Raw genomic sequence first — 26,197 nt, forward strand, 5'->3', positions numbered from 1 at the left:
ACAACGATGATTGAACTCAAAAATGTATCCAAACAGTATAAAGAAGTGAAAGCAGTCGACCGATTAAATCTTAAAATCAAAAAAGGGGAGATTTTTGGCCTCCTGGGACCGAACGGTGCAGGGAAGTCCACTACCATTCATATGCTCCTGGGTCTGACTGAACCAACTGAAGGAGAAGTGTATGTAGGTGGAATTCATGCAACCACAAGGCCGATTGAGGTAAAAAAACGGGTCGGTTTTTTGCCGGATGATGTTGGATTTTACGAAGATATGACAGGATTAGAAAATCTTTTATTAACAGCGAGACTAAACGGATTAAAAGAGGATATGGCTAAGGAGAGGGCTCTGTCCCTGTTAAAACAGGTGGGTCTTGAGGATGCCGCCAATAAAAAGGCGGGGGAATATTCCCGTGGAATGCGGCAGCGCCTGGGGCTTGCTGATGTTCTGATGAAAGACCCGGAAGTAGTCATTCTGGATGAGCCTACCCTCGGAATCGACCCAAAAGGAATTCAGGAATTTTTAAAAATGATCCGCACGTTGAGCAAGGAAAAGAAATTAACTGTTCTGCTGTCTTCCCACCAGCTTCATCAAGTTCAGCAGATCTGTGACCGGGTGGGCCTATTTGTGAAGGGTAAACTGCTCGCTCAGGGTGACATGGAATCTTTGCAAAAACAGTTGTTTGATGATTATTCTGTACAATATAAAGTAGAAATAGGTACAACCAGCCAGAATCCTGAGGAAGAACTGAATAAAATTCCCGGTGTTCAGTCTGTTGTACCCCAGTCAGACGGAACATATATCATTGATCTTAAACAGGCGGACAACGGAGAACTGGCACGGTTCATTATAGAAAAAGGATACCGTTTATTTTCACTAGAAAAGGTTTCCTATGGGCTGAATGAGATTTATCAGCGATATTTCCAGGGAGGTGAAACCCTTGGATCTTCATAGGCTGGAACAAAGAGTTGTGGAGGCTGTCAATCACCCTCTGTGGACTCTGGTAAGAAAAGAAATGACGGATCACATGAAAAGTTTTCGTTTTAACATATTGATGGGCATTATTTTACTGACGACTCTGGGCTCTTTATATACCGCATTATCTACGATCCGGGATGCAGCATCGTCCATTGAAGATGCAGATCAGTGGTTCCTCTATTTACAGATGCTGACCATTACCGATGAGGAAGGAACCCTGTATCCCTTTATCACCTTTGTCAGTTTCCTGGGCCCGTTGCTGGGAATTGGCATGGGATTTGATGCGATTAACAGTGAGCGTAATAAAAATACCCTCATCCGGATGATGTCCCAGCCAATCCCAAGGGATTCGATCATTCTGGCCAAATTTTTGGCTGCTTTGATTATTATTTCCGTTTTTATCTTTTTCCTGGGGTTTCTGGTGATCGGTCTGGGATTAATGTTTATGGGAATTCCACCGAGCTTTGGAGAATTTATCAGGGTAACAGCTTACCTGGTTATGATCATGATCTATATATCCTTCTGGCTGAGTTTATCCATTTTGTTTTCAATACGGTTTAAGCAGGCGGCAACATCAGCACTGGCAGGAATTGCTGTATGGTTATTTTTTACGGTGTTTTACACCATCATTGTTAACCTGATCGTCAATGCATCTATGCCTGATCAGTTATTCCAGACCGTTGAAAATCAGCAGCAAAACCAGGAGTTGCTCACGTCATTAATGAGAATATCTCCGAACTATCTGTTTTCAGAGATCACCATGGTTCTTTTAACACCGTCTTTTCGTCCCCTTGGCCCCATTTCAATGGAGCAGATGGTGGGGTATGTACCGTCACCGCTGGATTTGATCCAGAGTTTAACGATGATCTGGCCCCAGGTGATGGGGATTCTGGCAGCTGCTCTTGTATGCTTTGCCATCTCTTACCTGATTTTTATGCGCCAGGAAATACGTTCATAAAAATCCCCGGATTTCCGGGGATTTTTTTGTAACATAGGAGTTGCTAATTCGGATTGATACGGTGAAATGAATCTTCCAGCAGTTGATGGAAACGGATGATGTTCTGGATGCGGGCAGATAATTGGTGAAAATCTTGATTTTCGGTTGATGGGATTGATTCATTGAGTTCATTTTCAATTTGCTGGAGTGTCTGTTTTTGACTGTCAACGGAGTCGAGCCACTTCTGTGTATAGGAGACCATAAATTTTCGAAACAGCTGATCCTCAGCCTGATATAAATCTTTCCGGACCCCTTTTTTCCACACTCGTTCTACCAGATTTAAATCGAGCAAACTGCGTATGCCATTGCTCATAGCCGTTTTGCTTTTTCCGAGTGCTTCACTCATTTCATCCAGAGTCATCGGCCTGTTTTGAATATAAAGGGTAACAAATAGTCTTGCTTCTGTTGGGGTTAAACCAAACAGTTCCAGGGTTTTCGAAAATTCAGTAATGGCCTGGGTTAATAGTTGATCGATAGTTTTCTGGTTTTTAGCTGGCATGTGGCAGCGGCCTCCTTCAAAACAATTGCTAACTAAAGGTTACTAAAACAGCGAATGAAATGGAAACGGGAATAAGGGGAGGATTCAAAAGGAAATCCAAGCATTTTAAAGAATAGCATATCTTAAGTTCGTACAGTTTTAACTGTACAAAAAATATATTCTATTTCAAAGGTTTTTTCAGTTTGTGATTTATGTTTAAAACAGATATAGTTATAAAGGCATTGCAAAAGATAAGCGGGAACAACGAAATTATAAAAGCTCTGGCAGGAGCTTTTAAGAATAGAGAGGTGGATTTTGTGCCGGTTATTAAGGTAGAGAAATTAACCAAAGTATTTGGAAAAAGACCAAAAGAAGCGTTAAAGCTTCTCGAAGAAGGTTATTCCAAAGATGAAATTTTAAAAAAGACCGGAAATACAGTTGGGGTTAATCGGGCGACCTTCGAAGTCAATGAGGGGGAAATTTTCGTCATTATGGGATTGTCCGGAAGTGGTAAATCAACCCTTATTCGCCTGATTAACCGGTTAATTGAACCGACATCGGGTAATATCTTTGTGGATGGAAAAAATTTGTCGAAAATGAGCAAAGAGGAATTAAGACAGATTCGCAGGGAAAAATTAAGTATGGTTTTTCAGCGATTTGCCTTATTCCCATTCCGAACCGTATTAGAAAATGCAGAATATGGTCTGGAAATTCAAGGGATGGATAAGGAAGAGCGAAAGAAAAAAGCAAAAGATGCCCTTGAACTTGTTGGGCTCGGCGGATACATCGATCAATACCCATCCCAATTGTCCGGAGGAATGCAGCAACGGGTCGGATTGGCCCGTGCACTGGCCAATGACCCAGAAGTGCTCTTGATGGACGAGGCATTTTCAGCTCTGGACCCGCTTATCCGCAAAGAAATGCAGGATGAACTTCTGGATCTTCAGGAACGCATGAAAAAAACCATTCTGTTTATTACCCATGACCTTGATGAGGCCCTGCGGATTGGTGACCGGATTGCCCTGATGAAAGATGGATCGATTGTTCAAATTGGAACACCTGAAGAAATTCTGGTAAACCCGGCCAATGAATATGTTGAGAAATTTGTCGAGGATGTGGATCGTTCGAAAGTTTTAACGGCTGAACACATCATGAAGCGTCCGGAGACAATCAATATAGAAAAACATGGTCCGGGTGTTGCCCTTGAACGGATGCGGGAAGAGGGGCTATCCAGCATCTATGTGGTTGACCGCCAGCGTAACTTAAAAGGATATATAACAGCAGATGCGGCCCTTGATGCAAAAAAGAAAGGGATTAAAGATTTAACTGAGATTTTAAGTACTGATGTACCACAGGTTTCACTGGATACGTCCATGCAGGAGATTTTCAATTTGATCCACGATTCTCCTGTACCAGTTGCAGTAGTCGAAGGTGGAAAACTTCGTGGCATTATTATTAGAGGGTCAGTGATTGCAGCACTGGCCGGCAGTGAGGTGAATCTGGAAAATGCTTGACCAGGTGTTAAATATATTAGACAGAATACCCAAAATTCCAATTGCCAATCCGGTCAGTGATTTTACGGATTGGATCGAGGAGACATTTTCCTTTTTCTTTGAACCAGTAAAAGAACATTTTGGTCCTTTTTTAGAGGATGTCAGCGGTCTTTTACAGCAAATACCGCCACTGATTGTGATGATCATAGTGGCTGTGCTGGCATTTTTCCTGACCGGCAAAAGGTTCGGGCTGGCCACTTTTTCCGTCATTGGACTCATTTTTATCTATAATCAGGAGCTGTGGCCGCAGTTAATGGATACCTTTACGCTGGTTGTGGTTTCAAGCTTTTTCGCCGTCATCATCGGTATACCAGTAGGAATTGTCATGTCAAAAAGCAATATTGTTCAAAATATGGTTACTCCTATACTGGATTTGATGCAGACGATGCCTGCTTTTGTCTATTTGATTCCAACTGCCGCTTTTTTCAGTATCGGAATGCTTCCTGGTGTATTTGCTTCCTTAATATTTGCAATGCCTCCAACAATTCGTTTAACCAATCTGGGCATTCGCCAGGTGTCTGTGGAACTGGTGGAAGCATCAGAGGCCTTCGGAAGCACATTTTATCAGCGCCTGTTTAAAGTGGAGCTTCCTATGGCCAAGAAAACGATCATGGCCGGAATCAACCAGACCGTTATGTTATCGCTGTCTATGGTCGTGATTGCATCAATGATTGGTGCACCGGGACTTGGTCGGGAAGTCATCCGTTCTCTTCAGCGTGCTGATGTAGGGACAGGTTTTGTAGCAGGTATGGGAATTGTAATTCTGGCAATCATTATTGATAGGTTCACACAAAATTTAAATCGTCAAAAGGGAGAAAATGCTTAAAGGTGTTTGTAACTTTTCATTGCGAAAAGTTCACTATAAAAATTTTTAAAGGGGAGAGATTGATCGTTATGTTTAAGTTTACCTTTAAACATCCAGGAATGGCAGTTATTTTATTGCTGTCACTTATTATTGCAGGCTGTGGTTCTGGTGGTGATAATGGAACCAATGAAGAAAACGGAACAGATGGAAATAATGCTGCAGAAGAGACTAAAGAAATTGAGCTGGTTTACGTAGAGTGGGATTCTGAAATTGCTTCAACCAATGTGATTGCAGAAGTTCTTCGCCAGCAAGGATATGAAGTGAAGGTAACCCCGCTTGACAATACGTTTATGTGGCAGTCCATCGCAAATGGTGATGCAGATGCCATGGTAGCAGCCTGGCTTCCAGGAACACATGGTGACCTGTACGAGGAATACAAAGATGATTTAGTGGACCTTGGGAAAAACCTGGAAGGCGCTAAAATTGGCCTTGTCGTTCCTTCTTACATGAACATTGATTCCATCGCCGACTTGAAAGATTCAGAATATGCTGATGCGATGAATCAAAAAATCACTGGTATTGAAGAGGGTTCCGGGGTTGTAAAGGCGTCCCAGGAAGCAGTTGACGTTTATGGCCTGGATGGATGGGAAGTACAGACCTCTTCCAGCGGAGCCATGGCAACGGTTTTAGGAGAAGCAATTGAAGATGAAAAGCCGATTGTTGTAACGGGATGGACACCACACTGGCAGTTCGCGAAATATGACCTGAAATATCTCGAAGATCCAGAGGGCGTATTTGGCGGAGAAGAGTACATTGCAACCATGGTGCGCAAAGGGCTGGAAGAAGATATGCCTGAAGCCTATCAGATCCTCGATCAATTTAACTGGACAGCTTCAGACATGGAAAGCGTGATGCTTGAAATCCAAAACGGAACATCACCTGAAGATGCAGCCAAAGCCTGGATTGAAAACAATCAAGAAAAAGTACAGGAATGGCTCGAAGGGGTTGAATAACAAAAAGCGGCCGAATCGGCCGCTTTTTCATGTTTGCCTTTAGCAGACCTGTCCATTTTTCTGAACAGTCTCCCTGTAATGCAGTGTTTGACGTACAGAAGCTCTTTCTCTCCTGTTCAACAGGAAGGTAACCGCCAGCACAGGGGTCATCCAGTGAAACTTCGGATCTACCTGGTTGCTTTATTTTTTATTATTCATTTTTTCTTCCAGTTCTTTCAGACTTTCCTCAATTTTTTGTAAATGCTCCTGGATATTTTCCTGATGGGGTTCGATGGTTTCTTTCCAGTTTTCGACCGACTGTTTGACGTCATCCGTTAAATCCTTTAAAAGTGCTGCTCCTTCCTTTGAAGTTTTCGATAATTGTTTTGTCAATTCCATGCTCTGCTCTTTGAGCTCAAAAAGGGTTTCCTTTAATTTTTCGCTTTGCTCCCTTGCCCTGCGGCGAAGATCCTCCCCTGATGAGGGGGCAGTAAGAAGAGCTGTAGTTGCACCAATCAGACTGCCGAATACAAATCCAATTGCCAGTGATTTTCCTTTCGCCATCTTTATTCTCCTTTCTGCTTCTATCTTCATTATAGCGGGTATTCCATGAATTGTTTAGTATGTGAAGGCAAAAAAACCCCTGCGAATGCCGCAAGGGTATTTGTTATAGTATTTATGCTCAACACCGATTTCATTCCATTAAGATTGGGTCATAATGGGGCTTCTTTTTACAATCGCCTGAACGACCGGATAAACAATCACGATTAAGACGGTATTCATTGCTGTTGCAGGCAGGACGATGCCTGTAAACAGTGCAGCAAAACTGCCTTCTGCAAGACCGATTATAAAAAGCCCTACAGACAAAAACACGGCGCCGCTAGTCATCGTGCCAACAGCTGTTAAAACCGGTGCAAGATATTGACTTTTTATTCCTTTTCTGAATAGTAAATATAAACTCAAAAATATGAAAGCAGTAACCGGTTTATCGATCATATTTGCAATTTGTCCGCCTGGAAATCCAGTTGTCAGTGCTGAAATCAATCCGGTAACAAGGGATAAGAGCAAAACATATGGCACTTTAGGGAATAACAGGATACCTAAAAACATCATAGACAGAAGCATATCCGGTTTCATCCCAAATAATACTGGTGGAACTACCGCATGCAGAACGGCTCCAATCCCGACAAGCAGCGACAATACAGCTAAAATACGAATATTCATTGACTCATCTCTCCTCTACTGAGCTAAACTCAAACTGGATTTACTTCCCAACCGTGCTCTCTATTGCCGATTGCGGAAGTATAAACTTATTATAACAAATCTAATGATTTGTTCAAGAATTTTTCAAAAACGTTATGCCTTTAGTTTTTGACATGTGCTGCGATATGTGCAGCAATTTGCTGCAGGTCTTCAGGATTATAGTCGTGATTATGGGTAACCCACTTTGCGCCAAAACCATCCTGTTCATCATAACGAGGAATCAGATGGATATGTAAATGAAAAACGGTTTGACCGGCAAATTCTTCATTATTATTTAAAATGTTTATTCCACGGGGACTGTATGCTTTTCTGATGGCGTTTGCGATTTTAGGAACCCTTGAAAATACTGCCTCAGCCACTTCAGGATCTGTTTCATAAATGTTTCTACAATGTTTCCTGGGGATGATCAGTGTATGACCTTTCGTGACCTGACTGATGTCGAGAAACGCCAATACATCTTCATCTTCGTAAACTTTAGCTGATGGAATTTCACCTTCAATGATCTTACAGAAGATACAATCGCTCATCTAATACCCTCCCTGAAAAGATGTTTATTTCATTGTATATAGGAAACAACTGGATTGTAAAGGAAAAAAAGCAGAGTACGAAATCATTCGTACTCTGCCCGAAGGAAAACGGGAATGTCAAATTGCACTGAGATGGGGAAACGTTGAATTCATGTTTGAACCAACGCATATGCGAATGTTAACGATCCACTTATTGCATTAGAGAACAAGCGGGGAAAAGTTGTCTTTCACAGACACCCCATTTCAAACATTTAACCTGCATCGGTTATTTTTTTGTCAACCTGTACCATCCCGTTTCCTTCATGAATTATTGTGTACCCATAGAGAACGATTTATACACAAAATCTCCGTTTGTTTTTAAGAAAATAAATGTTAAAATTTAGATGATGAAAGGAGAAAGAGGGGAATGAAATGGACCAGTTATTGGAGATGAACCATGTAACAGGCGGATATACGAAAACCAATGTTCTTCATGATATATCTTTCCAGGTGAAACCGGAAGAAATTGTTGGATTAATTGGGCTAAACGGTGCAGGAAAAAGTACAACCCTTAAACATATTATCGGATTAATGCAACCAAAAAAAGGTTCCATTACCATTAATGGCATCTCATTTGCCGATCAGCCGGATGACTATCGGAAACAGTTTACCTACATACCGGAGATGCCTGTATTGTACGAAGAGCTAACCCTTTATGAACATTTAAAGTTGACTGCCATGGCCTATGATGTTCCTGAAGAAGTTTTTGAAAAAAGGCTTGGGCCTTTATTAAAGGAATTTCGTCTGGAGAAAAAACTGAAGTGGTTTCCCGTTCATTTTTCAAAGGGGATGCGGCAGAAGGTCATGATTATGTGTGCATTTTTGGTACAGCCGCCGCTTTATATTGTGGATGAACCCTTTGTAGGGCTTGATCCGCTGGGAATCCGTTCGTATCTGGAACGAATGGAGGACATGAAACACCAGGGAGCTGGCGTTTTAATGTCGACCCATATCCTGGCTACAGCTGAACGGTATTGTGATCGGTTAGTCATTCTTCATGAAGGCCGGGTAAGAGCAGAGGGGACTCTGGAACAATTACGGGAACAATTTTCGATGCCACGGGCGACTCTAGATGATATTTATATCCAGCTGACAAAGGAAGATGTTCATGTTTAATCCAGGCGAATTATGGAAAAAACGGCTCAATGCTCATATAAAAGAAACAAGCCGCTATTTGCGATTTATGTTTAACGATCACCTGGCCTTTGCTATGCTTTTTTTTATTGCCGTATTTGCCTATTATTATCAGCAATGGCTTCAGGATATCCCGGCCAATTTTCCAGCAGACTGGATCATGGCTATTGTCCTGGGCGCTGTGACGACATATAGTCCGGTCCGTACATTGTTACAAGAAGCCGATCTCGTATTTTTACTGCCAGTGGAGCAAAAGTTAAGAATATATTTCCGCAACAGTATGATTTACAGTTTCATTATTCAAATCTATGTTCTCGTATTCGTACTGGCGGCTTTCAGTCCACTGTATCTGGCGGTTTATACGGAGCGGGGCAGTTCTACGTTGTTCTACTTGTTTTTGCTGCTGCTGGTCTATAAGGGGTGGAATATGATTGCTTCATGGTGGATGCTGAAGCTGAGGGACTCCATGACCCGTTACATTGATCATGGGATTCGTTTTTTTCTTACAGTGATGACCATCTTTTTCTTTTTTCAGAAGGATGCCTTCTGGTATGTGAGCATGACTACCGTTATGTTTTTCGGAATATTGCTGTTCGATTATTATTTTGCCGGAAGACAAAAGATCATTTTATGGGATTTGCTCATTGAAAAAGAACAGGCAAGAATGCAGAGTTTTTACCGTCTGGCCAACCTATTTACCGATGTTCCACATGTCAGACCAAAAGTAAATAAACGTACTTTTCTCGTTTCTGCTCTGACCAAATACATCCCCCATAAACAGGACAGTACCTTTTCTTATTTATATGGAATGACATTGATCCGAAGCAGTGATTATATTGGCTTGTACATCCGATTGCTGCTTTTGGCCATCTTTTTTATGCTCTGGGTGGAAAATCTCTGGCTAAAATATGTCTTTGGGCTGTTATTCATGTATATAAGCGGATTTCAGCTTCTGACCTTGTGGCATCATCACCGGACCGTGATCTGGCTTGATTTATATCCAATTGATGAATCTATAAGACAACAGGCCCTGTTTAAAATGATTTTGAAACTCCAGTCCTTAAAAGGAATGATGTTGAGCATTGTGCTTTATTTTGCGGAAGGGATTCAGCATCTGTTGATTTTTCTTGTGCTCAGCGGGCTTTCCATTACGGTTTCATTTACTTACTGGAAAAAGAGACACATGGGTTCGTCACTGAATAATCGCTGAAACCATTCATTTTTATATAACGTATAAAGTGTGAAATGGGAGAAAGAGGGAGCGCATTCATGCCGAATTATGAACAGGAAGTTTTACGGGAAGCATTGCGGTGGGAAAAGAAGATTCAGAGAAATTCTTCCCTGATCCAAAAAACATCAAAAAAAATTCAGACGAAAATCAATCAAAAAATCCCGGATCAAGTCCATGATGTCATTACAGAGAGTATAAGGAAAATGATTGAATTGTCTTTGACGGGTTCTTCGTATATTTATCCTTTACACGTTGACCCGGAATGGGATTTAAAGCGACGGGAGGAGGAAATCACCAGGCGGAAGATTCAATATAGACGGACAGCAGCCATTGAAGGCGCCGGAACCGGAGCAGGGGGGATTTTGCTCGGAATGGCAGATTTTCCCATGCTGTTAAGCATCAAAATGAAATTTTTGTTTGATACAGCGCGTATATATGGATACGACGTTGATCAATATGAAGAAAAAATGTATCTACTGCATGTGTTTATGCTTGCGTTTTCCAGTGACGAGAAAAGAAAACACGTGTTCAAGACCCTGCGAAACTGGGAAAAGGAAGTGACGGTGTGGAAAGATGTGGACTGGAAAACCCTTCAGCTGGAATACAGAGACACGATTGACTTGATCAAAATGCTGCAGCTGATCCCGGGCTTTGGGGCAGTGGTTGGGGCCTGGGCCAACTCGAAACTGTTAAATGAACTGGCGGAGACAGCGATGAATATGTACCGCCTCCGCCTATTCGATCCCTAGTTATGCCGGTTTCTTTCCTGATAAGTCCGATAAGCATGAAGCAGCGTTTTAGCTGCTAATGGAAGGGCACGCTCATCAAAGTCAAACTTCGGATGATGATGAGGATAAACGTGCCCTTCTTTTTGTGCACCTGTAAAATAAAAAGCGCCGGGACGTTCCATTAAATAATAGGCGAAATCTTCTCCAGCCATGACAGGTTCGATTTCTTCCGTTTTTACGATGCCCTCCACCTGTTTGCAATCGGTTAGGATGATATCTGCTTCCCCGGGATGATTGATGAGAGGTGGATATCCTTTAGCGTAATGGAAATCATATTCAGCTTCATGGGGAAGACAAACACTTTGAATGATTTTTTCCATTTCTTGAATAATCAAATCCTGAAGCTCAGGCTCGAATACCCGTACTGTACCGGTAATCTTTGCCGTATCGGCAATAATGTTGAAAGCCTGGCCGGCTTCAAAGGTGCCTACGCTGACAACAGCTGTTTTCAGCGGATCGATGCGGCGGCTGACGATTTGCTGAAGCATGGTTACCAGCTGAGAACCGATGAGAATGGCGTCTTTTGTTTCATGGGGGATGGCACCATGCCCTCCCTTACCTTGTATGGTAATCTCAAAACGGTCGGCACCAGCCATAAAGGCGCCTTTTGACGTTTGCAACACTCCCACAGGTGCATTGATCCATAAATGGGTACCAAAAACTGCATCCACTCCATCGAGGGCACCATTTTCAATCATGGGTTTTGCTCCCCCCGGAGCATATTCCTCTGCCGGCTGATGAAGGAATACGACCTTGCCCGGAAGTTCCTCCTGATAGGGAAGCATGGCTTTTGCGAGACCTAAAAGGGCAGCTGTATGCCCATCATGACCGCAAGCATGCATGACCCCCGGGACCGTTGACTTATAAGGTACATCATTTTCCTCCTGGATGGGAAGGGCATCGAAATCAGCACGCAATGCAACGGTTTTCCCGGGCTTTCCTCCTTTAAGGGTTGCAACAATTCCGTATCCTCCGATATTCTTTTGGTACGGAATCCCCCATTCATCATATTTTTTGGCAATAAATGCAGATGTGTTCTTTTCCTGAAAAGACAATTCTGGGTGCTGGTGAAGATAGCGCCGATTTTCAACCATTTCGTCATATAAAGAATCAATGGTCCGGTTCACGTTGTCCCACATTTCTCATCCTCCTTCTTCCTGTCTGGAATCATTATAACAGGTAACATGAATCGTGTCTGTATCCCTATGTATATGTTGTTTGGCCGTTATTTTAGCCATTAAAAAAGGGTTTACCCGATTTCAGGTAAACCCCTCTGGATGATTGATCTCATCACTTTAGCCTGACAGAGGTTATTGAAGTCTGGGATCAGACAGGAGACGTTCCATTTCTTCTTTGTGGTGGGTTTCATCTGCAATCATATCTTCCAGTTTCACGACTAGTTCTGTTAACCCAAGTTCCTCAGCCTGTTTTTTCCGTTCCTCATACCGGCGAATCGTATCTTTTTCAGCATGGAGGGCAGCCTCCAGCATTTCTTTCACGTCATTTAACTGCTGAACATCTTTTGGTCTCGTGGTAGGAGTTCCCCCCAGGGTTTTAATTTTTTCAGCTAGATAAAGGGCATGTGCGTTCTCATCAGCAATTTCACCTTCAAAAAATGGTTTTAACACCTGCCGGTACAATCCGGAAACAACTGCAGCATTATACGTATACATAATGACAGCTGCGTATTCATTGGCCAGGTCTTCGTTTAGTCCATCAACCAGTTTTTTCATGCTTTCGTCCAATGTTGATCACCCTTTCCCAAATATTTTTCTTTAATACATTACCCTTAACTTCAACGGATTAAACGATCATCTATGCAGGTTTTTGGATGTCATGCCATGATCTCCGTCTGGAGACTGAGGACAAAACCTTCTCAGGCTTGTTATGGGAAATAGCTGTTTCCATTATGATAAAATTAATCATGCTGTCAGACAAACAGGAGGAAGGACAAGTATTTGGAGCATCATCTTGATAGGAGGAACTTTTGCTTCGATGGGTTCTGTTTTGCTATTCAATATAATTCCTCGATTCGGATATAGTGAGAATGTGCAGGGAGAAGGAAATTGACGGAAAGTGTCAAATCTTTAATAGAAGGTTATAAAAAGGGTGAACAAAATGAAAATAAACAGCATATTCAGAGGTCTGATTGCATTACTGCTGGTTGGTACTGGGATATTGTTAATCCTGTCTAACCTCAATATCATTTCCCTGGAAATAGATCTGTCTGATGCTATTTTAAAAAGTTGGCCGATATTTATTGTGCTTTTAGGATGGAACATTTTTATTAATGATTTCAAGCCCAGGTCGGACGGCAGCTGGGAAGTAGGTTCTTTTTTTCTTATCTATGGTTCGTTGATCTGGATGGGAAACTTCAATATGCTAGATTTTCGTCTCGGTGACGTTTGGAGGCTATGGCCCCTTTTGTTTATCTATATCGGTGTCAATCTGTTTTTTAAAAACAAAAAAAGAAAAAAACAGAGGATCATAACGAGTAAAAAAGGCAGACAGGTTACCATTGACCTGGACCCAGAGGAAATCAAAGAGCAGGTCAAAAAGCATGTGAATCCTGAAAAAGAAAAAGAAGCCATTAAAGATTCATCGAAATATAAGTCATTTATCGGAGATTACAATTTTACAGATGCAAACTGGGTTGTGGAGCCGATGGACCTCTGGACAGGTGTAGGGGATATTGATTTTGATTTTACTAAAGCCTATATTCCGGATAAGGAAACGGTTATTTCATTACGCGGCTGGGTGGGCGATGTACGGATGCTGATACCGGAAGATCTGGCATTTCGCATAGAAGCCAGGACAAATGTGGGAGATATTCAGATTTTCGATCAGAAAGCGGACGGTTTAAACCGAAAATTGGTTTATCAGACCCCCGATTATGATAAAGCTTCAAGAAAGTTGACCATTTATATGCATTATCAAGTAGGCGATATTCAAGTGAATCAATTATAGGGGTTTTGCTTATGTTGAAAAAGATTAATAGCATTCGGTTTCATTTTATTCGGGCGCATCTTCATACGATCTATTTTTCATTGCTGATTATCGCACTTACCTTGTTTTTTGTCTTTTCCGTTTTTCAGCCGGATTGGTTAACGCTTCCAGCCATTTATCTCAATATATTGCTTATGGCCGGCATTATGACCCCGATTTCTGTGTATATCAGTTATAAATATTCAAGCGATATTAAAGACCGCCTTACAGGGATATCGATTTTGATTTCGGCGCTGAGCCAGGGACGATATAATGCCAAAATCTACGGGGAAAGACGGGAAGATGAAATCGATCTCATCAGTGACAAGTTAGGTGAACTTGCGCAAAAACTTCAGGATCAAGTTCGCTCCCTGCAGCGAATGGCTGAGGAAAAATCGGATTATGCCAAAAAAGCACGCCAGGCAGCGACCATGGAAGAGAGGCAACGTCTGGCAAGGGATCTTCACGATGCAGTCAGCCAGCAGCTATTTGCGTTAACCATGATGTCCCAGGCGACGGTAAAACTATTAGAAAAAAATCCTGAAACAGCCAGGGAGCAGATGGAGGAGATTGCACAGATTGCTCTCCAGGCCCAGACCGAAATGCGGGCATTATTACTGCATTTAAGACCGGTCCATCTATCAGGCGAAACCCTTCAGTCCGGATTGACAAAATTAGTTGATGAATTAAAACAGAAATGTCAGATTCAATTTAAGCTGGAGATCGGGGAAGAACTTGGATTATCCCGGTCAAAGGAAGAACATTTATTTCGGATTGTTCAGGAAGCGCTTTCGAACATTCTTCGCCATTCCAGTGCGGAGCATGTGCATATTGCTGTGAAACGCAGAAGTAATGAAGTGTCATTATATATTCATGATGACGGAAAGGGATTTAAGGTAAATGAACAGCTGGAGAATAAGACCTCTTATGGATTAAAGTCCATGAAGGAAAGGACGCAGGAACTGGGAGGAAGCTTTGCCATACGCTCCAAAGTGGGCGAAGGTACATATATTAATATTAAAATTCCACTAGAAGGTGATGAGCATGGGGAATAAAATTAAAGTGGTTGTAATCGATGACCATGATGTGGTGCGTAAAGGTGTGATCACCTATTTGCAAACAGAAGATCACCTCGAAATTGCCGGGGAGGCATCAAGCGGCAGAAAAGGGGTTGAAGTGGTTCGCGAGGCAAGGCCGGATGTGGTATTGCTGGATTTAATGATGGAAGATGGGGATGGGATCGAAGCGACCAAAAAAATACTGTCCTTCCATCCAGAGTGTAAAATCATTATTCTAACCAGCTACTACGATGATGAAAAAGTATTTCCTGCTCTTGAAGCCGGGGCATTCAGCTATATGTTGAAAACTTCATCCGCAGAAGAAATAGCTGAAGCCATCAAAAAAGCGGCCAGAGGGGAGAATGTAATTGAACCTAAGGTGGCCGGCAAAATGATGAACCGCTTTCGGCTTCAAGAGAAGAAACCCCATGAATCATTAACAGAAAGGGAACTGGAAGTACTGATCTGCATTGGAAATGGCATGACCAATCAGGAAATCAGTGAACATCTTTTTATAGGTATTAAAACGGTCAAAACCCATGTCAGCAACATTTTAAGTAAACTGGGGGTTCAGGACAGAACCCAGGCGGCGGTTTATGCTCATCGGAACGGAATCATGCGGGATCAGTCATAAAATGGATAAACACATAGGGCAAAATCATTTGCCTTCTCATCAGTCAATGGGTACAATCAAAGTTGACTGATTTTTTTGTTCAGTGAGTGTTTATATGAGAGTAAGGAGACTGTCATATGTTGAATAAACGGATGGAAACCTTTTTCATGATTGCCTGGGGACAGGCATTGATCGCTACTCTGGGAAGCTTGTTTTTTTCAGAAATTATGCATTTTATTCCCTGCAAATTATGCTGGATCCAGCGTATTCTAATGTATCCGCTCGTGATCATTTACGGGACGGCCATCGTCAAAAAAAATGCACAGATTGCGATTCCCGGCTTGATTTTGGCAGTGCTCGGTATCCCAATTGCAGCCTATCATTACATGACACAGAAATTGGATGTAACAGACACAGACAGCTTTTGCGGAGTGGTGCCATGTACCACAGAATATATTAACTATTTCGGATTTATCACCATTCCTTTTCTGTCATTGATGGCGTTTACTATTATTGTCACCGCTCATTTGCTTTCATTAAAAGGTAAAAGGAGTTGAAATCCCTTGAAAAAGATATTGATATTTGGTGCAGTGATTGTTGCTTTATTTGCCATTTTAATTGTTGTTGTGCAGATGCAAAATAAAGAAGCTTCAGAAGGCAACCCTTATGGTAAGGAAACCTTGCATCCTAAAACGATCGAACAGCTGGATGACCCGTTATATCAGAATCAGATATTGCCTGATGAACTGGAAGCAAAGCTGAGTAATGGAGAAGATGTCACGGTCTATTTTTACAGTCCTACCTGTCCTCACTGTCAGCGTGTCACTCCGATATTAGTGCCCCTTGCGGAAGAATATGACATTGATTTGAAAAAACTGAATGTCCTTGAATTTGAAGAGGCCTGGGATGAATATGGGATTAATGGTACACCGACATTGATTCATTTTGAAAACGGAGAAGAAGCGGCACGGATGGAAGGTGAAAATGAAGAAGACGTGTTCCGTCTGTTTTTGGAAACAGAGGTGCTGGGCTAAACGGGATTCATAGCCAGTCTGAATCGGGAAATAGAATTTGTACAGGAGCAGAAGAAGCCGGGACAATCAATCCCTCTGTGTGCAGGATTGTGACAGACTCAAATTTGATGCTTGTTGATCTGATCACATATATCCCAGCTCATTTCTGTAACGGCTGGTTTTTTCCCAGCCTCTTTACCTATTCATCATCGTCGGGCTGTCCTTCCCATTAAACATCAGTGGGTTCAACCATCACATAGGAGGTAACATAGGATGGCCCGGCGCTAAAAGAAGGTCCCTTGCTGTTGCGTGAATGTTGATGGGCTTTTTGAAATGACTGGGATGTTTTCCAGTTCTCAAAGCTTTTTTGATCCTTCCATTGAGTGAGCAAAATATATGTATTGCCCTGTTTTGGCCGTAAAACGCGTATAGCCTGAAACCCCGGCATGCTTTCAATCTTCCCTGCCCGGTTTTTAAAACGATCTTCAAAGATGGGCCGTCCTTCATCGGTGACCGGAATATGATTCATGATCACAAAACCGCTTTCTTGCATTTCCCCTGTATCATCGACGGTTTCATATTCATGTCCTTCTGTAAACACTGAACTGTCATCCCCTTCGTAATAGGCAAGACCCTTCTCTCCATCCTGAAGGATCAGAATTGGTTTTTCGGGATGTTTTTGACGGATGGAGGATAAATACGAAACAGTTCCGTATGTCATATGCACATTCATTAGCATGACTCCTTTCCTGATAAAAAGATGATTTTGCGGTCAGACCTGAATGGTCTATAATGAGTAAGGATATAATGTTTACATCTATTTTACCGGACATTCATATGAGAGATTCAAATTTTTTGTCTGTGGGGGACCATGGCTCTTCCGACCACAGATAATAAGACAATTTCGTGAAAATCTTGACTCTTTTCTATACATACCGTCTGTTTTCGTTTATAGTGTTATTGGTAAAGAATATGTGCGATGGAATGAAAGGTGAGACTTACATGACAACGTTTAATGATACGATGTTAAAAGCGTTTCAAGGCGAAGAGACACCCTATGTACCTGTCTGGTATATGCGCCAGGCCGGACGGTCTCAGCCTGAATACCGAAAATTGAAAGAAAAATATTCCCTTTTTGAAATCACGCATAATCCAGAGCTGTGTGCGTATGTCACCAGACTCCCTGTAGAACAGTATGGGGTAGATGCAGCCATTTTGTATAAGGATATCATGTCCCCCCTGGTGCCGATTGGGGTAGATGTAGAAATTAAAGCTGGAATCGGTCCAGTTATTGATCATCCGATCCGTACCATGGAAGATGTGGAACGCCTCGGGGAACTGGACCCGGAAAATGATTTGCCTTATGTATTGAAAACGATTGAAATGTTAACGAAGGAACAGCTGAATGTTCCTCTGATAGGTTTTAGCGGTGCACCGTTTACCCTTGCCAGTTATATGGTCGAAGGCGGTCCATCGAAAAATTATAATAAAACGAAGGCCATGATGTATGGAGAACCCAAATTGTGGCAGGCTCTGATGGACAGGCTTGGTGATATGATCATTCGCTATTTGAAAGCCCAGATCAAAGCAGGTGCCAGTGCCGTTCAGGTATTTGATTCCTGGATTGGAGCGGTAAGTGCAGAAGATTACCGCATGTACATTAAGCCAGTGATGAACCGTATTTTTACAGCATTAAAAGATGAACCGGCTTTCACGATCATGTTTGGTGTCAACACCGGTCACCTGCTGGGAGAGTGGAATGATCTGCCGGTTGATGTCATTGGCATTGACTGGAGAACGTCTATTCCAAAAGCACGGAACATGGGAATTCAGAAAACATTGCAGGGAAATTTAGATCCTGCTGTTTTATTAGCTGACTGGCCTGTAATTGAAAAGCGCGTAAAAGCGATTCTGGATGAGGGAATGAAACAGCCGGGCTATGTCTTCAACCTTGGACACGGGATTTTTCCAGAAATCAAACCGGAAACATTAAAACGCCTGACCGCATTTATTCATGACTATACGAAACAATCGTAAAAAAAAAAGAGGTGTTTAGTATGGGAAAGAAAACAATGGGGCTTTTAGTCATGGCATATGGAACTCCTTATAAGGAAGAAGATATAGAGCGGTATTACACCCATATCCGCCATGGCCGAAAGCCTACAGAGGAAATGCTGGAAGACCTCCGGAGCAGATATGAAGCAATCGGCGGAATCTCGCCTCTCGCACGAATCACAAAGGAGCAGGCGGAATCCCTGGAAAAACGGTTAAATGAAATTCAGGATGAAGTAGAGTTTAACATGTACCTCGGATTAAAACATATCGACCCTTTTATTGAAGATGCTGTTGAACAAATGGCACAGGACGGGATTGAGGAAGCCGTCAGTCTGGTGCTTGCTCCCCATTATTCTACGTTCAGCGTGAAATCTTATAATGGCAGAGCGAAAAAGGAAGCAGAAAAACATGGAAGACCGGTAATTTATTCTGTTGATAGCTGGTATGATGAGCCAGGATTTATTGAATACTGGGCTGATCAAATAAAGAAAGTCTACGAAACCATGACTCAGGACGAACGTAAACAGGCAGTACTCATCGTCTCAGCCCATAGTTTACCCGAAAAAATTTTGCAGTATAATGACCCTTATCCAGAACAATTGAAGGAAACTGCTGATTTAATTGCAACGAGAGCAGGCATTGAAAACTATGAAATCGCCTGGCAGAGTGAAGGCAATACTCCTGACCCATGGCTGGGACCTGATGTTCAGGATTTAACCAGAGATCTCTTCGAACAAAAAGGCTATCGCACCTTTGTTTATGCACCGGTGGGTTTTGTGTCTGATCATCTCGAGGTGTTATATGATAACGACTATGAGTGTAAAGTCGTATGTGATGAACTGGGTGCCAGTTATTATCGTCCGCAGATGCCAAACGTGCATCCGAAGTTTATTGACACCCTTGCCCGGGTAGTCCTAAGAGAAGCAAAAGCAGGGATCAGCAATGAGTAAAACAAAACAGGTTGTGGTAATTGGCGGTGGGATTACCGGCTTAACAGCAGCCTATTATTTGCAGAAAACCATTCAGCAGGAAAACCTCCCCATTCAAATCAAGCTGCTGGAAGCAGGTCCTAAACTGGGGGGCAAAATCCAGACAGAACGGAAAGACGGGTTTGTGATCGAACGGGGACCTGATTCCTTTTTAGCCCGAAAACAGAGTGCTTCCCGTCTTGCCCGGGAACTGGGACTTGAGGATCAGCTTGTTCGGAATGCTACAGGAAAATCCTATATTCTAGCAAACAGCCGTCTCCATGAAATGCCTAAAGGAGCGTTTATGGGCATCCCTACAGAGGTAACCCCCTTTCTGGTGTCCAGTCTATTTTCTGTCAGAGGAAAATTAAGAGCCGGACTGGACTTTATTTTGCCTAAAGGAGAGCCAAAAGAGGATCAATCTCTAGGAGCGTTTTTTCGTCGCCGTCTGGGAGATGAGGTGGTAGAAAATTTAATAGAGCCTTTATTATCAGGAATTTATGCCGGGGACATTGATCAATTAAGTTTGATGGCTACGTTCCCGAATTTTTACCACCTGGAACAAAAACATCGGAGCTTAGTAAAAGGATTAAAAAAGACGGTTTCAAAACAAAAGAGTGGCAGCGGTAAAAAACAGGGGATGTTTCTGACCCTCAAAAGTGGACTGGAAACCATGGTTGAAGCCCTGGAGCGCCAGTTGGGCCCAGGCTCTGTTCATAAAGAAACCCCTGTTGACCATATTGAGAAAGGGGCAGATGGCTATCATGTCTTCCTGAAAGGTGGGGACAGGCTCTATGCAGACAGCATTATCCTGGCTGTACCGCACAATCATGCTCAGAAAATTTTCAGCCAGTATGATTTTATGCACATGTTTAAAGAACAGCCCGCAACATCCGTAGCTAATGTGGCCATGGCTTTTGATGATAAAGATATTAAAAAGGATATTGACGGAACAGGATTCGTGGTTTCAAGAAACAGTGATTATCGAATTACTGCATGCACCTGGACCCATAAAAAGTGGCCACACACCACTCCTGATGGACATGCATTATTACGCTGTTATGTAGGGCGACCAGGCGATGAAGAGGTTGTGGATCTTCCGGATGAAGAAATGGAAAACATCGTGCTGAAGGATTTAAATAAAACCATGAATATTACGGCAAGACCGGCGTTCCGGGTGATTACGCGCTGGAAAGATGCCATGCCCCAGTATACGGTGGGACATAAGCAACGAGTTAACACCGTAAAGGAAAATATGAAAACCTATTTACCTGGAATATTCCTGTCGGGCAGTTCCTATGAAGGGCTCGGGGTGCCTGATTGTATCGACCAGGGAGAGCAAGCGGCTGGGTACGTTCTTGATTTTCTGAACAAGAAATAACCAAATGAAAAACAGACAATTGCTGGTAAAGGCAGTTGTCTGTTTTTCATTTGGTTAAGGGAAATGAACGAATTCCATGGATAGATCACTTTATGCTGATCCGGCTTCAGCACTTATCCCCTCTGACCTCATCAGCCACCAGTAGGCGGGTAGCTCTTTAGTAAGCTCTTTAAGCTTTTAATGGTTTTTGAGCTGCAATTATGCCTGGCATTTTATCTTCTCCAATCAAAATTTATGCGCACATGAAGATTATGAATCAAAGATGTGGACAATATAAGAAAAAGAATACAAATAGAGGTGAAAGGAAAGGATGCTTAAAAAAATGTTCCCTCCGACTTTTCAAAGAGTAGAACGAAATTCCAGCTCCGCAATTCTTGAAAAAGTATCTGAAGAAATTGAACAGGTTATGGAAACCTACCGTTCGAAAAATGAACTGGAAATCGAAAACCGAATCAAAGAACTGGAAAAGGAATGGGATACAGAGCGAGTACTTGAGGCCAATTTTGCAGCAGTGGTTCTTCTGTCAACGATACTCGCAACTATTCATCATAAAAAGTGGCTAATTCTAACAGGAACGGCTTCCGTATTTCTGATGCAACATGCCTTTCAGGGCTGGTGTCCGCCTCTTCCCCTTATTCAAAGACTTGGGATTCGGACAACTTCGCAAATTTTTCGGGAAAAACATGCCCTGGTTCACTTGCTGGAAGAAAAAAGGTTGAACTGGTAGAGAAAATAAAATCGTTCTATCATGCCATTTTTTGTGTTATTGTATAAACTGAGGGGATTTGAAGGCTGTATTAGTACAAAAAAATAGAGCAGTATTATACTGCTCATCAATAGAAGGAGTTTTCCAACCACATATCACAAGGTAAAGATGGTTCCAGCCTAGCGGGCTGGATGATCACAGTCATAGCAAAGGTTGCCGTAGCAATCTGCCTGTTCCTGAATGTCTTTGCCACACTTGGAACACTTTTTTTGAGGCAGGTTACGGAAAAATTCCAGCACACTCTTTATCACTTCAAATCCCCCCGTAAAATGGTTTACACATATATTGTATTATAACAATTTATTTATTGCAACTATCTGTTTTATAACAATTGTTTTTTGTTTGAGAGGTGGTGTCATGAAGCTAACGGTCATCGGTTTCTGGGGAGCCTATCCGGAGGCAAACGGAGCGACTTCCGGGTATTTACTGGAAAAAGATGGATTTTTCTGTCTCATTGACTGTGGGAGTGGTGTTTTGTCCAGACTGCAAAATGTTATTAAACCTGCCGATTTAGACGCTGTGATTTTATCTCATTATCATCATGACCATATTGCCGATGTCGGTCCTCTGCAATATGCCTTTCTCATTCATCATCAACTTCATCATTCGAATCTGGTATTGCCAATCTATGGACATGAGGATGATCAGGAATCATTTGACCGGTTGACCCATCACTATACAAGGAAAGAGGCATATGATCCGGATCGGGGTCTTCAACTCGGGCCTTTTCAGTTTGATTTTATTAAAACCAGACACCCGGCGCCGTGTTATGCCATGAGGATCAGCGATGGGAAGCAGACGGTTGTATACACTGCGGATACGAGTTATTTTCCGGAACTCACTTCTTTTTCTGCAAACGCGGACTTACTAATCGCTGAGAGCAGTTTTTATAAAGGGATGGATGGCAGAGGTGCCGGTCATATGAACAGCATTGAATGTGGCCGGTTGGCTGAAGAGGCAGGTGTAAAAGAACTCTGGCTTACCCATCTGCCCCATTTTGGAAACGTGAGTCAATTGAAACAGGAAGCACAGGAAGTGTTTTCAGGGAAAACGAAACTGGCAGAAGAAAGGCTCGTGTGGTTCGGAGAGTAGAACTAGATTTGCAAGAATTGAAAAGGAGGAAGAAACGATGATGTATTTTATCGATAATGAGGGAATTACCGACCCCAGAATGAACCTGGCGATTGAAGAATATGCACTAAAGAATTTAAATATCGAGGAGGATCGTACATATTTATTATTTTATGTCAATGAACCGTCTATCATTATCGGGAAAAATCAGAATACCATTGAAGAAATCAATACGGATTATGTTGAAGAGAACCATATCCATGTCGTCCGCCGTTTGTCCGGCGGCGGAGCAGTTTATCATGATCTAGGGAATCTCAATTTCAGCTTTATTACAAAAGATGACGGAAATAGTTTCAGTGATTTTGAAAAGTTTACACGTCCGGTAGTTGAAGCTTTGCATAAATTAGGGGTGAAGGCTGAACTTTCCGGGCGCAATGACATTGTCGTTGAAGGCAGGAAAATTTCCGGAAATGCTCAATTTGCCACACGGGGCCGGATGTTCAGCCACGGCACACTCATGCTTGATTCAGAGATTGAAAATGTCGTGAAAAGCCTCAGAGTAAAATCCGACAAAATCCGATCAAAGGGCATTAAATCGATTCGCAGCCGTGTGGCAAATATTTCAGAATTTCTTGAGGAAAAAATTTCGATGGAAGAATTTAAAGACCTCTTGCTTCGCTATATTTTTGATGTGGATTCGGCTGAAAAAGTTCCCCGCTACCAATTGACGGACAAAGACTGGACGGAGATTCATCAAATCTCCAAAGACCGCTATCAGAACTGGGACTGGAATTATGGGAAGTCTCCATCCTTTGATATTGAACACTCCAAGCGTTTTGAAGGGGTCGGTTCCATTGATGTCCGCATGAATGTCAAAAAAGGGATCATTGAGGACTGCAAAATTTATGGTGATTTCTTTGGTGTTGGCGATGTCAAAGATATCGAACACAGATTAACAGGGACACGGTATGACCGCATGTCCATTGAAAAAGCTTTAAAAGATGTAGATCTGAAGCATTACTTTGGAAAAGTTTCCAGAGATGAGTTTATTCGGATGGTTTATTAAACCAGAAACCATTCAAGTACTAAAGGTAGCAGAGCCGGCACGGCAGTCAGGTTCTGCTATTTTTTATTCGAACCTCTTGCCAGTGCTACTACTCTTTGTGAACAGGAGGGAATCAAGTTGGTAGATATAATAAAAGCGAGTAAAGATCACGTCAAAAGAATCGCCAGAGTATGTACAGAGGGTTACTGGAGTACTTACAGCGGTTTATTGCCGGCAGAGTATATTGAGAGAATTGTAAAGGAGTTTTATAACCAACAGCGGATTCTAAAGGAAGTTACCCATACTGACAGGAACTGGGGAGGTTATTTTGTTGCCCTTGAAGACGAGGAGGTCATAGGCGCCGGGGGAGGGGGGATGATTGGAGACACATCCGGGGAAATTTTTGTTCTATACATGGACCCGAAACGAAGAAACGAGGGAATTGGCACCAGACTGTTAGCTGCCATTACAGAACAGCAAAAAAACTGGGGTGCCACCGAACAGTGGGTTTCGGTTCAAAAGGGTAATCAAAAGGGGATTCCTTTTTATGAAGCAAAAGGGTTTTCTTTTCAATACGAAAAGCCGGGATACGCGAATAAAGAAGGAGAAGATTTTGTTTCTCTTAGATACCACAGGTATATTTAACCGTGTTTCTTCTCTCATTCGTCAAACTTTTTGATCAGCAGCCTTGTCCTGGTGTTTTCTGTATTTTATAATAAATTTAGAAAATTTTTTAATATCATAATATGAATGAGTGTTCATTCATAACACTTTTTTAACTGGGGGAGGGCATGACATGAATTTAAGTGATCAGCTAACCGTAACTGCAAAGAAAAATTTAACAAAAACTGCACTCTATTTTCAGGGGAAAGAAACGTCTTATCAGGAACTGGAGGGAGCGGTAACGAAATTCGCATCAAGCCTGAAAAAATTGGGATTTCAAAAAGGGGACCATATCGCCTTAGTCGTGGGAAATACCCCTCATTTTGTCATTGGCTTATATGGAGCACTTCGTCTGGGAGTAACTGTCATACCGATTAATCCGATTTACACACCCGATGAGTTGTCGTATATTATCAACAATGGAGATGTAAAAGGAATTATCACCCTGGATATGTTGCTGGAAAAGTTTGAAAAAATGGCCGAAGATTTACCGAAAGTGGAGCATTATATTATTGCAGAAACAAACCCAGAAGTACCATTCGGTCATTCATCCCTTTCGCCGAAATTGAAATCGTTTACACAGCTCGTACAGGAAGGGGAACTCGATTTTGAACGTCCTTATCTGGATGATGATGATGTTGCCGTTATTTTGTATACATCTGGCACAACTGGAAAACCGAAGGGAGCTATGCTGACCCATAAAAACCTTTATTCAAACGCGAAAGATGTGGGTACATATCTTGGTATTACGCCTGATGACAGGGTAATTGCAACCCTTCCAATGTTCCACGTATTCTGCTTAACAGTTGCGTTAAACGCTCCATTAATGAGCGGCGGGACGGTTCTGGTGGTACCGAAATTTTCACCTGAAACGATTTTTAAATTAACAAGGGAACAACAGGCAACAGTCTTTGCCGGGGTGCCGACGATGTACAATTATTTGTTACAGTATCCAGAGGGGAAATCATCTGATTTTGAATCGATTCGCTTATGTGTTTCGGGTGGAGCATCCATGCCCGTAGCCCTTCTGGAAAACTTTGAAAAGAAGTTCAACTGCCAGATCTCTGAAGGCTACGGCCTGTCAGAATCATCACCGGTTACTTGTTTTAATCCTCTTGATCGGCCACGGAAAGCCGGTTCAATTGGTACCAGTATCATCCATGTGGAAAATAAAGTTGTAGATGAAAATGGAGAAGAGGTTCCTGTCGGAGAAGTAGGAGAACTGATCGTCAGGGGTCCAAATGTGATGAAAGGTTACTATAAAATGCCGGAGGAGACAGCTGCTACTTTAAAGGACGGATGGCTATATACCGGAGATATGGCACGGGTGGATGAAGACGGCTATTTTTATATCGTTGACCGTAAAAAAGATTTAATACTGGTGGGAGGTTATAACGTATACCCCCGCGAAGTAGAAGAAGTGCTATACAGTCATCCGAAAGTGGCTGAAGCAGCGGTTGTCGGGGTGCCGGATCCCGATACAGGAGAAGCGGTTGCCGCCTTTGTTGTATCAAAGGATGAAAGCTTAACAGAAGAGGAATTAATAGCCTATTGCAAAGAGCATCTGGCAAAATATAAAATCCCTTCTTCCATTTCTTTTATGGAAGAATTGCCGAAAAACACAACCGGCAAGATCCTGCGCAGACATCTGAAAGAAAAAATCAAACAATAGTCGGAAGTAAAAGATTTGCCCTCTGTTGAATGAACTATACCCCAGTTAGTGGACAAATAACAAAAAGTCCCTAGCTGGGGTTTTTTGTTTATTAACCTGTTATAATGAATGAAATATTAATGGAA

29 protein-coding genes are annotated in these 26,197 nt (G+C 42.3%); 21 read left to right on the forward strand and 8 right to left on the reverse strand.

Going from position 1 to position 26,197, the window contains the following annotated elements:
* Positions 1-6: 6 nt before the first annotated feature.
* Together EDD68_RS06575 and EDD68_RS06580 are read left to right on the forward strand one after the other, a co-directional pair.
* Positions 7-951, forward strand: a complete 945-nt coding sequence (locus tag EDD68_RS06575) for an ABC transporter ATP-binding protein (RefSeq protein WP_207902551.1) — start codon at positions 7-9, stop codon at positions 949-951.
* Entirely contained in the window at positions 938-1,933 is a 996-nt protein-coding gene (locus EDD68_RS06580; protein ID WP_243646777.1) for an ABC transporter permease, read from the forward strand. The genes EDD68_RS06575 and EDD68_RS06580 overlap by 14 nt, the downstream gene beginning before the upstream one ends.
* Positions 1,934-1,976: 43 nt before the next feature.
* Here the strand turns inward: EDD68_RS06580 and EDD68_RS06585 are convergent, their stop codons facing one another.
* A complete protein-coding gene (locus EDD68_RS06585) occupies positions 1,977-2,471 on the reverse strand; it encodes a GbsR/MarR family transcriptional regulator (RefSeq protein ID WP_132371458.1) in 495 nt (164 codons plus the stop codon).
* 296 nt (positions 2,472-2,767) lie between these two features.
* Here EDD68_RS06585 and EDD68_RS06590 point away from each other — a divergent pair, with 296 nt between their 5' ends.
* The 3 genes from EDD68_RS06590 to EDD68_RS06600 all read left to right on the forward strand — a co-directional run bounded on the left by EDD68_RS06590 (position 2,768) and on the right by EDD68_RS06600 (position 5,821).
* Positions 2,768-3,964: a quaternary amine ABC transporter ATP-binding protein gene (locus tag EDD68_RS06590; protein ID WP_243646780.1), complete on the forward strand. Its 1,197-nt coding sequence runs from the start codon at positions 2,768-2,770 to the stop codon at positions 3,962-3,964.
* Entirely contained in the window at positions 3,957-4,829 is an 873-nt protein-coding gene (locus tag EDD68_RS06595; protein WP_132371459.1) for an ABC transporter permease, read from the forward strand. The genes EDD68_RS06590 and EDD68_RS06595 overlap by 8 nt, the downstream gene beginning before the upstream one ends.
* A gap of 68 nt (positions 4,830-4,897) precedes the next feature.
* On the forward strand, positions 4,898-5,821 hold the full coding sequence (locus EDD68_RS06600; RefSeq protein WP_132371460.1) for a glycine betaine ABC transporter substrate-binding protein: 924 nt from the start codon (positions 4,898-4,900) through the stop codon (positions 5,819-5,821).
* 180 nt (positions 5,822-6,001) lie between these two features.
* Here the strand turns inward: EDD68_RS06600 and EDD68_RS06605 are convergent, their stop codons facing one another.
* The 3 genes from EDD68_RS06605 to EDD68_RS06615 form a co-directional block, all read right to left on the reverse strand.
* Positions 6,002-6,364: a YtxH domain-containing protein gene (locus tag EDD68_RS06605; RefSeq protein ID WP_132371461.1), complete on the reverse strand. Its 363-nt coding sequence runs from the start codon at positions 6,362-6,364 to the stop codon at positions 6,002-6,004.
* Between the two features lie 138 nt (positions 6,365-6,502).
* Positions 6,503-7,024 carry a tryptophan transporter gene (locus tag EDD68_RS06610; RefSeq protein ID WP_132371462.1) on the reverse strand — a complete coding sequence of 174 codons (522 nt, stop codon included), beginning with the start codon at positions 7,022-7,024 and terminating at the stop codon, positions 6,503-6,505.
* 140 nt (positions 7,025-7,164) lie between these two features.
* Positions 7,165-7,590 carry an HIT family protein gene (locus EDD68_RS06615; protein WP_132371463.1) on the reverse strand — a complete coding sequence of 142 codons (426 nt, stop codon included), beginning with the start codon at positions 7,588-7,590 and terminating at the stop codon, positions 7,165-7,167.
* A gap of 411 nt (positions 7,591-8,001) precedes the next feature.
* Between EDD68_RS06615 and EDD68_RS06620 the strand changes: the two genes are divergently transcribed.
* Genes EDD68_RS06620 through EDD68_RS06630 form a run of 3 tightly spaced genes read left to right on the forward strand, consistent with a single transcriptional unit; the run spans position 8,002 to position 10,743 of the window.
* Positions 8,002-8,745, forward strand: coding sequence for an ABC transporter ATP-binding protein (locus tag EDD68_RS06620; RefSeq protein WP_132371464.1), 744 nt, complete (start codon positions 8,002-8,004; stop codon positions 8,743-8,745).
* Positions 8,738-9,973, forward strand: a complete 1,236-nt coding sequence (locus tag EDD68_RS06625) for an ABC transporter permease (RefSeq protein ID WP_165902085.1) — start codon at positions 8,738-8,740, stop codon at positions 9,971-9,973. Before EDD68_RS06620 ends, EDD68_RS06625 begins: the two co-directional genes overlap by 8 nt.
* Positions 9,974-10,032: 59 nt before the next feature.
* A complete protein-coding gene (locus EDD68_RS06630) occupies positions 10,033-10,743 on the forward strand; it encodes an EcsC family protein (protein ID WP_132371466.1) in 711 nt (236 codons plus the stop codon).
* On the opposite strand, the gene EDD68_RS06635 is transcribed toward EDD68_RS06630, so the two are convergent.
* On the reverse strand, positions 10,740-11,921 hold the full coding sequence (locus tag EDD68_RS06635; RefSeq protein WP_132371467.1) for a M20 metallopeptidase family protein: 1,182 nt from the start codon (positions 11,919-11,921) through the stop codon (positions 10,740-10,742). The genes EDD68_RS06630 and EDD68_RS06635 overlap by 4 nt on opposite strands.
* Positions 11,922-12,092: 171 nt before the next feature.
* A complete protein-coding gene (locus EDD68_RS06640; protein WP_424399156.1) occupies positions 12,093-12,515 on the reverse strand; it encodes a ferritin-like domain-containing protein in 423 nt (140 codons plus the stop codon).
* A gap of 385 nt (positions 12,516-12,900) precedes the next feature.
* On the opposite strand from EDD68_RS06640, the gene liaF reads away from it, so the two are divergent.
* From liaF to EDD68_RS06665, 5 genes are all read left to right on the forward strand, one after another.
* A complete protein-coding gene (gene liaF / locus EDD68_RS06645) occupies positions 12,901-13,749 on the forward strand; it encodes a cell wall-active antibiotics response protein LiaF (protein WP_132371469.1) in 849 nt (282 codons plus the stop codon).
* A gap of 11 nt (positions 13,750-13,760) precedes the next feature.
* Complete coding sequence (locus EDD68_RS06650; RefSeq protein ID WP_132371470.1) at positions 13,761-14,822, forward strand: sensor histidine kinase; 1,062 nt, start codon at positions 13,761-13,763, stop codon at positions 14,820-14,822.
* Positions 14,812-15,459: a response regulator gene (locus tag EDD68_RS06655; RefSeq protein WP_132371471.1), complete on the forward strand. Its 648-nt coding sequence runs from the start codon at positions 14,812-14,814 to the stop codon at positions 15,457-15,459. Before EDD68_RS06650 ends, EDD68_RS06655 begins: the two co-directional genes overlap by 11 nt.
* 116 nt (positions 15,460-15,575) lie before the next feature.
* Positions 15,576-15,995, forward strand: a complete 420-nt coding sequence (locus EDD68_RS06660) for a disulfide oxidoreductase (protein ID WP_132371472.1) — start codon at positions 15,576-15,578, stop codon at positions 15,993-15,995.
* 6 nt (positions 15,996-16,001) lie between these two features.
* Positions 16,002-16,472, forward strand: a complete 471-nt coding sequence (locus EDD68_RS06665; protein ID WP_132371473.1) for a thioredoxin family protein — start codon at positions 16,002-16,004, stop codon at positions 16,470-16,472.
* A 208-nt stretch (positions 16,473-16,680) separates the two neighbouring features.
* On the opposite strand, the gene EDD68_RS06670 is transcribed toward EDD68_RS06665, so the two are convergent.
* On the reverse strand, positions 16,681-17,184 hold the full coding sequence (locus EDD68_RS06670) for an antibiotic biosynthesis monooxygenase family protein (protein ID WP_132371474.1): 504 nt from the start codon (positions 17,182-17,184) through the stop codon (positions 16,681-16,683).
* A 269-nt stretch (positions 17,185-17,453) separates the two neighbouring features.
* On the opposite strand from EDD68_RS06670, the gene hemE reads away from it, so the two are divergent.
* The 4 genes from hemE (at position 17,454) to EDD68_RS06690 (ending at position 21,582) form a co-directional block, all read left to right on the forward strand.
* Positions 17,454-18,488 carry a uroporphyrinogen decarboxylase gene (gene hemE, locus EDD68_RS06675; protein WP_132371475.1) on the forward strand — a complete coding sequence of 345 codons (1,035 nt, stop codon included), beginning with the start codon at positions 17,454-17,456 and terminating at the stop codon, positions 18,486-18,488.
* Between the two features lie 20 nt (positions 18,489-18,508).
* Positions 18,509-19,456, forward strand: coding sequence for a ferrochelatase (gene hemH, locus EDD68_RS06680; protein ID WP_132371476.1), 948 nt, complete (start codon positions 18,509-18,511; stop codon positions 19,454-19,456).
* A complete protein-coding gene (gene hemY / locus EDD68_RS06685) occupies positions 19,449-20,855 on the forward strand; it encodes a protoporphyrinogen oxidase (protein WP_132371477.1) in 1,407 nt (468 codons plus the stop codon). Before hemH ends, hemY begins: the two co-directional genes overlap by 8 nt.
* Before the next feature lie 310 nt (positions 20,856-21,165).
* Positions 21,166-21,582, forward strand: coding sequence for a YgaP-like transmembrane domain (locus EDD68_RS06690; protein WP_132371478.1), 417 nt, complete (start codon positions 21,166-21,168; stop codon positions 21,580-21,582).
* A gap of 158 nt (positions 21,583-21,740) precedes the next feature.
* Here the strand turns inward: EDD68_RS06690 and yhfH are convergent, their stop codons facing one another.
* On the reverse strand, positions 21,741-21,872 hold the full coding sequence (yhfH, locus tag EDD68_RS06695; protein WP_243646778.1) for a protein YhfH: 132 nt from the start codon (positions 21,870-21,872) through the stop codon (positions 21,741-21,743).
* Between the two features lie 106 nt (positions 21,873-21,978).
* Here yhfH and EDD68_RS06700 point away from each other — a divergent pair, with 106 nt between their 5' ends.
* From EDD68_RS06700 to EDD68_RS06715, 4 genes are all read left to right on the forward strand, one after another.
* A complete protein-coding gene (locus tag EDD68_RS06700) occupies positions 21,979-22,713 on the forward strand; it encodes an MBL fold metallo-hydrolase (RefSeq protein WP_132371479.1) in 735 nt (244 codons plus the stop codon).
* A gap of 40 nt (positions 22,714-22,753) precedes the next feature.
* Positions 22,754-23,758, forward strand: coding sequence for a lipoate--protein ligase (gene lplA, locus EDD68_RS06705; RefSeq protein WP_132371491.1), 1,005 nt, complete (start codon positions 22,754-22,756; stop codon positions 23,756-23,758).
* Between the two features lie 117 nt (positions 23,759-23,875).
* Positions 23,876-24,382: a GNAT family N-acetyltransferase gene (locus EDD68_RS06710; protein ID WP_132371480.1), complete on the forward strand. Its 507-nt coding sequence runs from the start codon at positions 23,876-23,878 to the stop codon at positions 24,380-24,382.
* A 151-nt stretch (positions 24,383-24,533) separates the two neighbouring features.
* Positions 24,534-26,072, forward strand: a complete 1,539-nt coding sequence (locus EDD68_RS06715; protein WP_132371481.1) for a fatty acid--CoA ligase family protein — start codon at positions 24,534-24,536, stop codon at positions 26,070-26,072.
* Positions 26,073-26,197 lie beyond the last annotated feature (125 nt).

This window comes from Melghiribacillus thermohalophilus (genome assembly GCF_004342905.1).
In the GTDB taxonomy this organism is placed as follows: Bacteria; Bacillota; Bacilli; order Bacillales; family Alkalibacillaceae; genus Melghiribacillus; species Melghiribacillus thermohalophilus.